The organism is Gordonia sp. LMA484 (assembly GCF_058129505.1).
In genome coordinates this window covers 5,324,575-5,337,869 of record NZ_CM176700.1, presented here as the reverse complement: position 1 = coordinate 5,337,869, position 13,295 = coordinate 5,324,575, and the positions used below count along the sequence as shown (strand labels likewise).

The following is a 13,295-nucleotide window of genomic DNA, read 5'->3' as shown; positions in this document are numbered from 1 at the left end:
CTTTCCGGGCCCCCGCTCGGCCGAATGCCGCTGAACTAAGGTTGGTGCCATGTCTGACACCGCGACCGACCCGGAGCCGCTGCCGATCCTGCTGCTCAACGGCCCTAACCTGAACACGCTGGGTGTGCGGCAGCCTGAGGTCTACGGTGCGGCGACGTTGGCGGACGTGGTGGACCTGGCCGAGCGGACGGCGTCGGAGCTCGGCTTCGGCCTGCGTGCCGCCCAGACCAACCATGAGGGCCAGATGATCGACTGGATTCACGAGGCCCGCGGTCAGGTCAGCGGGATCGTGATCAATCCGGCGGCGTGGACGCACACATCGGTGGCGCTGGCCGATGCCCTGGTGATCCCGGAGGTGCCGATCATCGAGGTCCACATCAGCAATGTCCACAAGCGGGAGGCGTTTCGCCATCACTCGTATGTGTCACCGCTCGCCGCCGGGGTGATTGCCGGATTTGGTATCCGCGGCTACGAGTTCGCGATCCGGCAACTGGTCGAGTTGGTGTCCTGATCCGACCCGCTGTGGCGGCACAATACGAGAGTGCTGCACATCGCGATCTCGACGCCCGCGGAGCTGACGGACGACATCGTCGGCCTTGTGATCGACGACGAGGCGGTGAGTTCGGTGACCGTCGCACGGGGAGCGTCGGTGAAACCGGTGGGCGACGTCGTGACCATCGACGTCGCGCGCGAGGCCGCCGATGGCCTCATCAATGCGGTCCGCGATCTCGGGGTCGCGACCGACGGAAGCCTGCGGGCCGAGGAGGTCGAGACGTACCTGTCCCGGCGGGCGCTGCAGGCCGAACGGCGGGCGCCCGGCTTCGGGTCGGATGCAGTGGTGTGGGCCGAGGTCGGACGTCGTGCGTACTCCGATTCGGAACTGAACTTCACGTATCTGGGATTCATGATCCTCGCGACCCTGCTCGCGGCGATCGCGGTCGTGCTCGACTCGCAGATCTTGACGGTCGGCGCGATGGTGCTCGGACCCGAGTTCGGCGTCATCACCGCGATCGGTGTGGCTGTTGTGCTACGACGGCGTCGCCTTCTGTGGATGTCCTGTCGCACGCTGGTGACCGGTTTCGTGGTGGGATTTCTTGTCACCATGCTGGTGTCGTTGCTCTGGCGGGGCCTGGGATGGGCCACCGACGATGACCTGCTGCATCATCCCGCCACCGAGTTCATCTATACGCCGGACCGGTGGTCGTTCTTCGTCGCGATCATCGCCGCGATCGCCGGCGTGCTGTCGATAACCTCTGCCCGTACCGGAGCTCTTGCGGGCGTGTTCATCTCGGTCACGACCATCCCCGCCGCAGGCAATCTTGCGCTCGCGGCTGCGTTCGCCGAGTGGCGCGAGGTGGGCGGCTCGGCATTGCAGCTCGCGATCAACATCAGCGGCATGACGCTCGCCGGATGTCTGACCCTCTGGACCCAGCGGCGACTGTGGCAGCCGTTCTCGAAACGTCGGGTGGCGCGGCGACGGGTGGTCGGGTCGGGGTGAGGCGGCACCGTCCGAACAATGTGCAACCAGAGGGTTGCGGTAGCCGGCACTATGTGCAACCATTGGGTTGCAGTCAAACACCCTTGGAGGACATCATGGACACCCAATTCGATCGCATCGAACGTGAGATCACCATCGAGGCGCCGGCCGAGCACGTCTGGTCGCTGGTGAGCGAACCCGGCTGGTACGTCAACGATCAGCAGGTCGTCGATCATCAGATCCAGCGCGACGGGGACATCAGCTACGTCACCGACCCCACCCACGGCCGCTTCGCATTCCGGACCGTCGCGCTCGACGAGCCGAAGTATGCGGCATTCCGCTGGCATATCGACGCCGACGATCCCGCGAGTTCGTCCACTCTGGTCGAATTCTGGCTCACCCCGGTCGATTCCGGTGTGGTTCTCAAGGTCGCCGAGAGCGGGTTCTCCACGCTCTCTGAACCGGAGGCCAATCGACGCTCGCGATTCGATGACCACACCCAGGGCTGGCAGATCGAACTCGACGTCGCGCGCGCCCACCTCACCGGGGCGGCCGCGAGTGCCTGAGTCCGACCTCGCCGACGTCGGGGACCCCCAGGTTCCGGTCGAGCTGTTCGCGGCGCTCGCCGACGACAGCCGCTGGCACATCCTGGTCACGCTGTCGCGGTCTCCGGCGTCGGCATCGGCTCTGGCAGAACAACTGCCGATCAGCCGGCAGGCGATCGCCAAGCACCTTCGGTTGCTCACCGACGTCGGCCTGGTGACGGCGACGAAGTCCGGCCGTGAGGTGCGCTACGAGCCGGTCGGGTCTCGGTTGAGCCAGGTCGCACGGCAGCTCGACGCCATCGCCCGCGGCTGGGATCGTCGACTCGATCGCATCAAGTCGCTTGCCGAGGAGTCGGGCGGCACGTCTGCGCGTTGAGCATCTGCTGGTTGAGTGGCCCGGAGCGTCGGCGGGGGGGCTGTCTGCTGGTTGAGTGGCCCGGAGCGCTAGCGGAGGGTGTATCGAAACCTGTTGTGGGTGATCTCGATACGGTTCCTCGCCTGGCGGCTCGGTACCTACTCGATCAGCGGGGGACGGTTGCTTGGGGGCTGGGTACCTACTCGATCAGCGGGGATGGTTGTCTGGCGGCTGGGTACCTACTCGATCGACGGGGACGGTGCTTGGTCGGCGGGGGGCTGCCTGCTGGTTGAGTAGCCCGGAGCGCTAGCGGAGGTGTATCGAAACCTGTTGTGGGTGATCTCGATACGGTTCCTCGCCTAGCGGCTCGGTACCTACTCGATCAGCGGGGACGGTGCTTGCTTGGCCGGGGGGCTGTCTGCTGGTTGAGTAGCCCGGAGCGCTAGCGGAGGGTGTATCGAAACCTGTTGTGGGTGATCTCGATACGGTTCCTCGCCTGGCGGCTCGGTACCTACTCGATCGGCGGAAGACGGTACTCGATCGGCGGGCACGGTCAGGACACCTCGAGTGCGCGGCGCGCGGCGTCGGCGACCGAGCCGTCGTGGCGGGGACCGTGACCGGGGAACAGGACCGTCGCATCGAGCGTGGTGAAGGATTCGATCGTCCGCCGCGCCGCAACCAGATCGTGCTGAAACGCCTTCGACAGGCACTGCGGTCCGGCGATCTTCGAGATCGGGTGCCCGCTCACGAGCGCATCGCCGGATACCAGGACCTGGCCGTCGGCGACCAGGAAGGCGCTGTGCCCGTCGGTGTGCCCGTGGGCCGCGACGGGCACCGGGCCGCCGGGGAGGTCGAGCGGCTCGGGGAACGGTTTCGCGTCGGCAATTCCCTTGCGGCTCAACACTCCCAGCGGTGTGACCTTGGCCAGCCAGCGCAGCACCCGAAGCTGGTAGGCCAGCGGGATGATGTCGGCGGGACCGGCCTGCTGGAGGTATTCCCGCCGCGCATGGGCCACCTCGACCGGATCCATGAAGACGTCGAATCCGTACTTCTCACTCAGCGAGATCAGCCCGCCCAGATGGTCCACGTGTGCGTGGGTGAGCAACGCCCCGCGGATGTCCTCCGGGCGGCCCCCGATGTGCCGGATCGACTCCACCACATCCGACGCCTGGCCGGGATAGCCGCCGTCGATCAGGGTGATACCCGAATCCGCTTGCAGCAGAACCCAGTTCACCACCTCGGTGTGCACGAGAAAGGCCGACGACGACCCGGCATCGACGCGGCTGATCAGGAAATCACTCTTGGGCACGATCATTTGCGCACCACCACCACGAAGGGACCCACCTCGGTCACCGCGAACCGCGGGTCGGAGAACACCGCGGGATCGAAGGTCACCGTGTAACGCTTGACGTTCGGGTCATTGGGATAGACATCCTTGGCCAGCCGCAACGTGTAACCGTCGGCGGCATAGCGGAACAGAAAGACGTTCGGCGGCTTCCACGGCGACCGGTCGAGTTTGCGGATCAGTTCGTCCGGTGTCGTCGACTCCGACCACCGCTCGATCGTCTTGGCCCGTTTGTCGAACTCCGCCAATGGGTTCGCGTAGTGCGAGGTCAGGCCCTGAAAACCCCAGTACGGGTAGATGGACAGGAATCCGTAGTCGGCGGTGAGCACCACGTTCTGATCGGCGGGCTTACCGGTCTGCACCCGGATCAGCCGATGGATCTGCGGGAAGTACGATTCCGCTCCCGGCGGACGCTGGTCGGCGCGCTTGCCGTAGCCGTCGGTATCGGTGTAGGCGGTGGTGATCTCGGTGGACAGATATCCGGGCACGCCCTGGGCGAGGGCGATCGCCGAGATCGTCGCGACCGCGCCGATCGCGAATCGCACATCCCCGAATCTGCGGACCGCCCAACGCGATCCCTCCGCGATGCCGAGGACTCCCGCAGCCGTCAACGAAGCGTTCAGGATGGTGTCGAGTCGGAAGGACAACAGGGTGGAACCGCCGGCGGTCAGCGCCATCGACAACAGGCCGAACAGATAGATCACCACCACCGTGAGGCCGAGCGCCAGCGCGATGGTCCGGGTACGGAAACGCAGCAGCAGCCAGATCAAGCCGATCAGGGTGATCATCCCGACCAGGGTGAAGTGGAAGAACGGCATCGGTAGGATCGCGCCGCGATCCGGGAGGTAGTGCTCGGCGGTGCCGCCACTCGAGGGCTCGCTGCGCGCGCGCGACCACAGATACGGCGCCCACACGAGCAGGGCGATGAGCCCCGAGATCACCCCGATGGTGGCCAGTCGTCCCGCAATCGCCACGATGACGTCCCGACGATGCGCCCCGACGTGGGGGTCGGCCAGGTTCGACGCCTTGAACCACGCCTGGACAGCGAGATAGAGCGCCATCACCACCGCGGTCAGCGCGAACAGGCCGGTGTAGAGGGTGTAGAACGTGGCGCTCAGGCCGAGGAAGACCCCCGCAGCGAGCACCGCGGCCCAACTCGTCGCGGAGCGGAGTCCGCCGACCGCGCCGTCGGCGTTACGGGACCGGCCGCGCAAAGCGTAGAGCAGCGTGATCAGCATCGGGGTGCCGATGAAGACGAGGACCGCGGCGTACGGCTCGGGCGAGGCGTACATGAGCGTGACGACGGTGACCGCCAGCGCGATCGGGATGCCCCGACTCGGGCCCACCAACCGGTTCCACAGCAGGATCGACACCGCGGCGGCCGTCGCCATGGAGATGATCGCCCACGGCTTGTAGGCCTCCCAGCCGGGCAGCGCCTCCAGGTTCGCATACCGGCCGCCCCACCAGAACCAGCCCGCCGGGTAGTACGGCGCGAGGTCGATGTAGGTCATGTCGGCCAGCCGCGGGCTGCTGGTCATCCGGGTGAGGTATTCGGTCCGGAACTGCTGATCGACAGACAGACCGAACAGGTACAGGCGCGTCGCCCCCAGCGGCATGCCGAGGGTGACGGTGACCAGACCCGCGGTTGCGGCGACCGACAGCAGACTGGTCAGCCACCGTGGCTTGCCATAGCGGTGCAGCAGGACGGCGGCGACGAGGACGACAACGGCCAGCACCTGACCGACAGTGGTCAGTGCACGCGTGACGTTCGACGAATTGAAGGCCGGCCAGTCGACGGACGCGATGACCTTCAGCCCGACAAAGGCGATGAGCGCACCGACGACAGCACCGAGGACCAGCTCGCCGACGTCGCGTGCGTGGCGGACGGATACCCCCACGATCAGATGGGCAGGCGGCGGAAGATCGGCCGGGGGATGTGCCGCAGGATCATCATGACGAACCGGAACGGACCCGGCGCCCAGACGATTTCCTTGTGCTTGTCGGCGGCGGCGACCGCGAGCCGTCCGACGTCTTCCTTGTTCACCGTCAGAGGCGCCTCGGCAACGTGCGCGGAGAGTCGGGTGCGGACCTGACCCGGCCGGACCACCAGCACGTGGATTCCGAACGGACGCAGGGCGTCCCCGAGGCCGAGGTAGAAACCGTCGAGGCCGGCCTTGGTGGAGCCGTAGACGAAGTTGCTGCGGCGCACCCGTTCCCCGGCCACCGAGCTCATCGCGATGATCTGACCGAAGCCCTGGGCGCGCATCTTCTCGCCGAGCAGCACACCGACCGACACCGCTGCGGTGTAGTTGATCCCCACCTCGGTGACCGCGGTCCGATGGTCCTGCCAGGCCTTCTCGTCGTCGGGCTGGATGCCGAACGCGACGATCGCCACGTCGATGTCACCGCCGGCGAAGGCCTTGTCCAGCACCGCTTGATGGGTGTCGGGTGCGAGCGCGTCGAAGTCGATCTGCTCGACGCTCGACGCCCCGGCGGTGTTCATCTTCTCGACGGCCGCGGCCGCCGTCGGGTCGCCCGGCACGGTGGCCAGGACCACTCGCATCGGGCCCTTCTTGAGGTACTCCTCGGTGATGGCCAGGCCTATCTCGGAACTGCCGCCCAACACCAGGACGGACCGCGGCACGCCGACGGCATTGATCATGTTGTGAGTTCTCCTTCGAAGCTGGTGAGGTTCAGGCGTGTTCGGATCGCTGGTCGGATCAGGACAGTTCGAGGCGACGGCCCATGTCGGACATGAACACCTGATCCGGATCGACGCGGCGCCGGGTGGCGATCCAGTCGCCGATCTGTGGGTACATCGCGTGGAAGGTCTCGGCCGACGTCCGCGAATCCTTCGCGGTGTAGAGCCGGCCGCCGATCGACATGACCCGGTGGTCGAGCTCGTTGCAGAACTCGGCCAGCCCCTTCTTGATCGGGAAGTCGACGCAGATGTTCCACCCGGCCATCGGAAACGAGAGCGGCGCCTTGTTTCCCGGGCCGAAAAGCTTGAACACGTTGAGGAAGCTGACATGCCCGGAGGCCTGGATGTCGATGATGATCTTCTTGAAATCGTCGACGGCCTCGGGCGGGACGATGAACTGGTACTGCAGGAAGCCCTTGGAGCCGTATGCGCGGTTCCAGTTCCCGAACAAGTCGAGCGGGTGATAGAACTTCGTCAGGTTCTGGATCTTGCCGGTGTAATTGCCGCCCATCCGGTAATAGGCCTCGCCGACGATCGAGAAGTCGAGCTTGTTGGCCAGACCGTTGGGGAAGATGTCCGGGAAGTTCAGCAGTGTCGGGGCGTCGAACTTCAGCGGGTCCTTCGCCAACTCCGGCGGCAGCTGGTCCAGGGTCGCCAGCGATCCGCGGGAGAAGGTTCCGCGCCCCAGCTTCGGAGGCTTGCTGATCGCGTCGAACCAGCCCGACGAGTACGTGTAGTTCGACTCGCTGCCGTCCTGATGCAGCGCGATCGTCTCGTCGAGAGTGCTGGTGACCGTGCCGTCGGCGATGAAGTAGGCGGTCTCGGTGCGGGTCATCCGGATCTTCGCGCGCAGGATGATGCCGGTCAGACCGACGCCGCCGATCGTCGCCCAGAAGATCGAGGCGTCCGGGTCGTCGTCCGTGCCCTCGGGGGTGATGGTGATGATCTTCCCGTTGGCCAACAGCAGGGTGATCTCGGTGACGTGATTGCCGAAACTACCCGCACTGTGATGGTTCTTGCCGTGGATATCGCAGCCGATCGCGCCGCCGACGGTCACTTGCCGGGTGCCGGGCAGCACGGGCACCCACAGCCCGTGCGGCAACGCCACCCGCATGAGCGTGTCGAGGTCCACACCGGCGTCGACGTCGACGATCGCGGTCTCCTCGTCGATCGAGTAGATGCGGTTGAGCGGGGTCATGTCGATGGTGAGACCGCCGGCGTTCTGGGCGTTCTCCCCGTAGGAACGGCCGAGTCCGCGGGCGATGACGCCACGCTTGAGGTAGTCGGGTTTGTCCGCGTTGTCGTCGGCGACGCGTGCGACCGCTTCGGCGATGACCTCGGGATACGGCGTCGACAGCACGTGCCCCTGAATCGGCATCGTGCGGCCCCAGCCCATCAGCTTTCGGGTCTCGATCGGCAACAACTCGTGAGTAGACATCGCTCATGAGGGTACCTGGCCCGGTACGGTCGTCGGCTCCCGATGAGAACCTGCGCCCGATCAGGTCGTAATCAGCAACACTGGTTATCGAGGAGGCCGTCATGGGCACACCCCTGGACAAGACATTCACCGCGACGCTGGAGACCAGCGAGGCGCCGGGTGGCTGGACCTTTGTGGTCACCGACTGGACCGCGGAGTACTTCGGCACCCGTGGGCTGGTCAAGGTCACCGGCACGGTCGATGGCCATCCGTTCGAGAGTTCCTTCATGGCGCTCGGCGACGGCACGCACAAATTGCCGGTGAAGGGCACGCTGCTGACTCAGTTGGGCAAGTCCACCGGGGATCCGGTGCAGGTGCATCTCACCGAGCGTCGGTGACGGACGCCCGGATCGCCGCACGGGCCTGGTCGATCTCACCGCGGCAGAAGCGCGCGTTCACCGGATCGTCGGCACGGCCGAGGGCCTGGTCGATGAGATCGAGATGCTCGAGCACGGCATCGCGGACATCGGCATCGACCGCGGCCACACCGATGCGCCGGGCGAGCACGATCGCGGCGGTCATCGCGATCGGGGCGTCGAGCGCGTAGGTCCGGACCGCCCCGAACACGTCGTCGATCAGCTCCTGCAGAGGCAACCGGGTGACGATCAGCCGTACGGTGCCTTCCTCGTCGGTGCGTCCCAGATCCGGGGCCGAACGACGGGCGAGCGGGACCATCCCGGCCGCGAGCTCGTTCAGTGAGTTGTGCGCGGTGTACGGGTCGTTGGTGCCGGGAGACAGTGCCCGCACGGCCATCTCGGTCAGCTGCTGCACCGCGAACTGGATGTCCTGATAAGGGGTTCGGGTGTCTCCCAGGGAGATCGCCGCGCGGACGGCGTCGCCGACCGCGTCGGTCTCGTCGTCGTCGAGGTACCGGTCCTTGCTCGGATGTACCCGGGCGAGTGGTTCACCGTCGACGAGATGATCACCCGGCCGGACCTGCACCGCGATCATGCAGTCGGCATCGACGGCCGCGCGGTACAAGGCGTTCTCGTCGATCGCGATGACGAATCCCGATGTCTCCACGGTGATCAGGTCGCCGCCGGGTGGCGTGGGTGCCGGCTCTGCGTTGTCGGGTGGGTCGTCGGGGTAGAGCGATTCCACGACGGCGTCGAGCTCGGAACGGACCCGCGCCGACAGGGTCGACACCTGGATCGATGTCGCGATGTGGTTGATGAAGTAGACCAGCACGAGCACGTCGATCACGGCGAGCAGCACCGCCACGTTGACGGCGAGGTCGGGGACGAAGGTGGTCTCGATCGTCGGCCCGGCGGTGATCGCGCGCAGCACCATCAGGGCATAGAGGAAGGTGGCGCCGAACATACCGAGCACGAACTGGTTGCCGCGGTCGTTCATGAAGTTGCGCACCAGCCGCGGCCCGTAGGTCGAGCTGGCGGTGGCCAAAACCGAGATGGTGATCGAGAACGACGTCGCAGCCACTGCCAACATCGATCCGCCGATGGCTCCGAGCAGGTCGCGCCCGCCACTGGCCCCCACGCGGTCGAGCAGTGCGCCGGTCCCGATCCCGGCGGTGTCGAGGGAGCGATCGAGCCTGATCAATCCCTGTGCCAGCACGATCGCGACTAGACCCATCACCAAGGGCAGGAACCAGAACACATCACGCAGACGCGCGAGCCGTATGCGCACCGCGGGGGCCCTCAACCGCCGAGTACCTTCTGCGCCGCATTGCGTCCCGGGATGCCGCTGACGCCGCCGCCACGTCGTGCTCCGGCGCCGCACAGCAGCAGCCGCGGGTGTTGCGTCTCGACGCCCCAGGTGCCGACGTCGGCCTCGGTCTCGGCCCAGGGCCATTGCAGGCTGCGGTGAAAGATGTTGCCGCCGGGCAGCCCCAGGATCTCCTCGAGATCCTGGGGGGTCTTCACCTCCATACACGGATTGCCGGTCACGTCGTGGGACACAACCGATTGGATGGGTTCGGCGAGTACCGAATTCAGGGAGGCCAGGGTGGCGCCCACGGCATGTTCGACCGCGCCGGGCGAATCGAACACCTCCGGTGGCGTGTGCAGCCCGAACAGGGTGAGTGTGTGCCGGCCGTCCAACTCGGGCCCGAGAATCGACCGGTCGGACAGTGTGTGGCAATAGATCTCGCACGGCGGGAGTTCGGGTACCTGTCCGCGATCGGCTTGCCGCCAGGCGTCGTGGAGTTGTGTCGCGCTCTCGTTGATGTGGAAGGTACCGGCGAACGCGGCGTCGGGGGAGATCGACTCGTCGCGCAGTCGGGGCAGCCGATCGAGCAGCAGGTTGATCTTCAGTTGTGCTCCCCGCGTTTCTGATTCGGTAGGGATCGGATCGTCGAGGAACTCGTTGACGGCCTGCGGCGCACACGCCACGTAGAGCATCGTCCCGGACACCGTGCCGTCGGTGAGTTCGACGGTGCCGTCGTGCGGATCGATCCCGACGACCTGCACGCCCGTCCGGATCTCCGCGCCGGCCGCCGAGGCGGCCTGGTACAGCGCGCCGGACACCGCACCCATGCCGCCGACGGGGACGTCCCAGTCGCCGGTCCCGCCGCCGATGACGTGATAGAGGAAGCAGATGTTCTGTCGCAGTGACGGATCGGCGAGATCGGCGAAGGTGCCGATGAGCCCGTCGGTCGCCGCGATCCCACGGACGACGTCATCGTCGAAATACTGCTCGAGCAGGTCGCCGAGGGGTTGTGAGGTGAGCATCTCCCAGAGTTCGGCCTCGCTCGAATCGCCGCCGATCACCAGGTCATGCATCTGTCCTTCCGATCGGAGTGGTTCGAGCATCGTCGGGAAGACGCGTTGTGCGATCAGGCCGATCCGGGTGTAGAACGACTGCCACGCCGTGAACACCGTGTCGGAACCCGTTGCGCGACGAAATGACTCGGCGGTGGCATCGGTGTCACCGTGATCGACGAGGATGGCGGTGGCCGGATCGTTCGGCAGCGGCGTGTACGACGAGTACCGCCGCCGGATCAGCCGGATGTCGAGGTCGAGGTCGGTGATGATCTGTTGCGGCATCAGTGACACCAGATACGAGTATCGCGACAGCCGCGCCGGCCGTCCCGGGAAGGGCATCGCCGAGACCGCGGCGCCGCCGACGTGATCGGTCTTCTCCAGAACCAGCACCGAGCGGCCCGCGCCGGCGAGGTAGGCAGCGGCGGTCAGTCCGTTGTGCCCGGCGCCGATGATGATGTCGTCGAACTGCGCGGTTCGGGTCACTGTGATGTCACCTCATGATGCGTTGGAGGAAAGGGGTCGAATCGGCCATGGACGCGAGCACAGTGCCGGAGTGGTCCTTGGTGGGGTACACGTGCAGCTCGACGGGCTGGTTCGCGGCGCGCATCTGCGCGTACAGCGACAGCGCCGACGGGGCCGGCACATCGGTGTCCAGAAGGCCCTGGCCGAGGAAGATCGGGCGGTCATATCCCGAGTACGGGGTGCTCATGTAGTCGGTGAGGCCCTCCCGCACGCCCGGGATGCTGCCGAGCGGAGCGCGGAACAGGGTGCGCAGGTCCCGGCCCGCCATCAGCTCGTGCATCTCCGGGTAGCAGAGAAACCGGGCCTTGCCGATCAGCCGGTTGCCGAGCGGGCTGAGCGCCGCCTGTGTCCGCAGATCGGGACGGGCCTCGATGAATCCGGCCAGGATGTAGGTGGCATAGGTGTTGAGGCCGGCCGGCAGGGTGACCGGCGGGAACGTCGGGCCGCCGAGCGCGATGATCTGCTCGATGTTGGCCGGTGTCCCGGTCGCCACCACGCCGCGATAGTCGAGTCCGGAGCCCGCCGACAGCACGCTCGCCCGGCGTGCACCGTTCAGCGCGGCCCCGGCCCCCTGGGACTGGCCGACGATCGCCCAGCGCTTGCTCAGCGGCAGGCCCATCTGTTGGGCCGCCTTGACCGAGTCGACGATGGAATGGGCCTCCGAATCGCCGTTGAGGTAGCTCATCAATCCTGGTGTGCCGAGACCGACGTAGTCGGTGGACACGATGGCGTAGCCCTGCCGCAGCCAGTGCGCGAGGTAGGCGGAGTCGCGGGCGCTGCGCGGTTGCGCCGACGGTGTGCAGTTGTCACCGAGCCCGGTGGTGCCGTGGGCCCACGCGATCACCGGCCAACCACCGGGCGGCGGGGTGCCGGCCGGAACGAACACGGCACCGGTACTGGTCGCGGGCCGGCCGTGTTGATCCGGTGTCGCGTAGTGGATCCGGTAGGCCTGTGCGGCGCCCGGGACGCTCAACCCTCGATCCAGCGGGACATATGCGATGAGTGTGCCGGCCTTGTGCGGCACGGGGCCTGTGTAGCTGCGGACATCCAGACCCGACCAGTGCGGTGCTCCGGTGCCCGGAACGTTCTCGGCTGCTGCCGTCGGATGGCCAACCGCCAGGGCGATCGCGGTGGCCAGGGTGGTGATAGCCACCGCGGCGGTGCGCCGCAGACGTCCAGACCTCATGATCGGCAGCGTAGATGACCGACGCGACCACCACGCCCAGATGCCCGGTTGGACCTATTCTTGCTTCGTGGACATTCCGTCAGTGCAGCTGAACAACGGACTCTCTATCCCGATGGTGGGACTCGGCACGTTCGACATGCTGGGGCGGCCCGGTGTCTCGGCGGTGGCGGGAGCGCTCCGAGCGGGGTACCGGATGCTCGACACGGCCAGCCGCTACAGCAACGAACGCAGTGTCGGGATCGGGCTGCGTCAATCGGGTGTGCCTCGCGACGAGGTGGTGGTGCAGACCAAACTCGGCGGGGGCGATCAGGGATTCGACGAGGCGATCAACGCGGCGAAGGACAGCGCCCGACGTCTCGGCGTCGACCATATCGACATCTACCTGATCCACTGGCCGTGTCCGAGCCTCGGTCGGACCGTCGAGTCGTGGAAGGCTCTGCTCACGCTCGCGGACGAGGGGTTCATCCGTACCGCCGGGGTGTCGAACTTCAAGCAGCATCACCTGGAGATGCTCTACGACGAGACCGGACGCTGGCCGGCGCTCAACCAGATCCAGTGCTCCCCCGCACTGGCCCGTACCGAGCTGCGGGAGTTCATGGCCGACAAGGGTATCCATGCTCAGGCGTGGCATCCGACCGGTCGCAAGGAGGGCATGCTCGGGGAGGCGTCGGTGATCAAACTGGCACGCAAGTACGGCAAATCGCCCACCCAGATCGCATTGCGGTGGGCCGTGCAGAACGGTGTCAGCGTCGTGCCGAAGTCGTCGCACGCCGGCCGGCAGACGGAGAACGCCGACCTGTTCGACTTCGAGTTCGACCACGATGACCTGGCCATACTCGCCGAGCTCGACCGTGGTGAGAAGGCCGCGCGCGATTCCGATGTCGAGGAGGAGTACTGACGGCTCGGCCTCGCCGTCCGGCGCGGCCGCGTCGCCCGAACCCGCACGGAGACGACACCTTCCGACGTA

The 13,295-nt window shown here is 66.6% G+C and carries 13 protein-coding genes; 6 read left to right on the top strand and 7 right to left on the bottom strand.

Annotation, left to right across the window (positions count from 1 at the left end; genetic code table 11):
• Positions 1 to 49 precede the first annotated feature (49 nt).
• From aroQ to AC4AMJ_RS23735, 4 genes are all read left to right on the top strand, one after another.
• Complete coding sequence (aroQ, locus tag AC4AMJ_RS23750; protein WP_489898707.1) at positions 50 to 511, top strand: type II 3-dehydroquinate dehydratase; 462 nt, start codon at positions 50 to 52, stop codon at positions 509 to 511.
• Between the two features lie 30 nt (positions 512 to 541).
• Positions 542 to 1,498, top strand: a complete 957-nt coding sequence (locus tag AC4AMJ_RS23745; protein WP_489915109.1) for a DUF389 domain-containing protein — start codon at positions 542 to 544, stop codon at positions 1,496 to 1,498.
• Positions 1,499 to 1,593: 95 nt separating this feature from the next.
• Positions 1,594 to 2,043, top strand: coding sequence for an SRPBCC domain-containing protein (locus AC4AMJ_RS23740; RefSeq protein WP_489898709.1), 450 nt, complete (start codon positions 1,594 to 1,596; stop codon positions 2,041 to 2,043).
• The gene (locus AC4AMJ_RS23735; protein WP_489898710.1) at positions 2,036 to 2,398 is read left to right on the top strand and encodes an ArsR/SmtB family transcription factor; all 363 of its coding nucleotides are present in this window, start codon (positions 2,036 to 2,038) and stop codon (positions 2,396 to 2,398) included. The genes AC4AMJ_RS23740 and AC4AMJ_RS23735 overlap by 8 nt, the downstream gene beginning before the upstream one ends.
• A gap of 532 nt (positions 2,399 to 2,930) precedes the next feature.
• On the opposite strand, the gene AC4AMJ_RS23730 is transcribed toward AC4AMJ_RS23735, so the two are convergent.
• Genes AC4AMJ_RS23730 through dprE1 form a run of 4 tightly spaced genes read right to left on the bottom strand, consistent with a single transcriptional unit; the run spans position 2,931 to position 7,861 of the window.
• Positions 2,931 to 3,692 carry an MBL fold metallo-hydrolase gene (locus AC4AMJ_RS23730; RefSeq protein WP_489915107.1) on the bottom strand — a complete coding sequence of 254 codons (762 nt, stop codon included), beginning with the start codon at positions 3,690 to 3,692 and terminating at the stop codon, positions 2,931 to 2,933.
• Positions 3,689 to 5,620 carry a galactan 5-O-arabinofuranosyltransferase gene (locus AC4AMJ_RS23725; RefSeq protein WP_489915105.1) on the bottom strand — a complete coding sequence of 644 codons (1,932 nt, stop codon included), beginning with the start codon at positions 5,618 to 5,620 and terminating at the stop codon, positions 3,689 to 3,691. Before AC4AMJ_RS23725 ends, AC4AMJ_RS23730 begins: the two co-directional genes overlap by 4 nt.
• A gap of 2 nt (positions 5,621 to 5,622) precedes the next feature.
• Positions 5,623 to 6,384, bottom strand: a complete 762-nt coding sequence (gene dprE2, locus AC4AMJ_RS23720; RefSeq protein WP_489915103.1) for a decaprenylphospho-beta-D-erythro-pentofuranosid-2-ulose 2-reductase — start codon at positions 6,382 to 6,384, stop codon at positions 5,623 to 5,625.
• A 58-nt stretch (positions 6,385 to 6,442) separates the two neighbouring features.
• Positions 6,443 to 7,861 carry a decaprenylphosphoryl-beta-D-ribose oxidase gene (gene dprE1 / locus AC4AMJ_RS23715; protein WP_489915100.1) on the bottom strand — a complete coding sequence of 473 codons (1,419 nt, stop codon included), beginning with the start codon at positions 7,859 to 7,861 and terminating at the stop codon, positions 6,443 to 6,445.
• A gap of 101 nt (positions 7,862 to 7,962) precedes the next feature.
• On the opposite strand from dprE1, the gene AC4AMJ_RS23710 reads away from it, so the two are divergent.
• Positions 7,963 to 8,238, top strand: coding sequence for a DUF1905 domain-containing protein (locus tag AC4AMJ_RS23710; protein WP_489898715.1), 276 nt, complete (start codon positions 7,963 to 7,965; stop codon positions 8,236 to 8,238).
• On the opposite strand, the gene AC4AMJ_RS23705 is transcribed toward AC4AMJ_RS23710, so the two are convergent.
• The 3 genes from AC4AMJ_RS23705 to AC4AMJ_RS23695 are packed head-to-tail and all read right to left on the bottom strand — an operon-like array spanning position 8,222 to position 12,328.
• Positions 8,222 to 9,559 (bottom strand): DUF2254 domain-containing protein, encoded by a 1,338-nt coding sequence (locus tag AC4AMJ_RS23705; RefSeq protein ID WP_489915098.1) that lies wholly within the window; start codon positions 9,557 to 9,559, stop codon positions 8,222 to 8,224. The genes AC4AMJ_RS23710 and AC4AMJ_RS23705 overlap by 17 nt on opposite strands.
• On the bottom strand, positions 9,556 to 11,103 hold the full coding sequence (locus tag AC4AMJ_RS23700; RefSeq protein WP_489898717.1) for a phytoene desaturase family protein: 1,548 nt from the start codon (positions 11,101 to 11,103) through the stop codon (positions 9,556 to 9,558). The genes AC4AMJ_RS23705 and AC4AMJ_RS23700 overlap by 4 nt, the downstream gene beginning before the upstream one ends.
• Positions 11,104 to 11,110: 7 nt before the next feature.
• On the bottom strand, positions 11,111 to 12,328 hold the full coding sequence (locus tag AC4AMJ_RS23695; protein WP_489915096.1) for an alpha/beta hydrolase family protein: 1,218 nt from the start codon (positions 12,326 to 12,328) through the stop codon (positions 11,111 to 11,113).
• A 67-nt stretch (positions 12,329 to 12,395) separates the two neighbouring features.
• Here AC4AMJ_RS23695 and AC4AMJ_RS23690 point away from each other — a divergent pair, with 67 nt between their 5' ends.
• Positions 12,396 to 13,226 (top strand): aldo/keto reductase, encoded by an 831-nt coding sequence (locus AC4AMJ_RS23690; RefSeq protein ID WP_489898719.1) that lies wholly within the window; start codon positions 12,396 to 12,398, stop codon positions 13,224 to 13,226.
• The last annotated feature ends 69 nt before the right edge of the window (positions 13,227 to 13,295 follow it).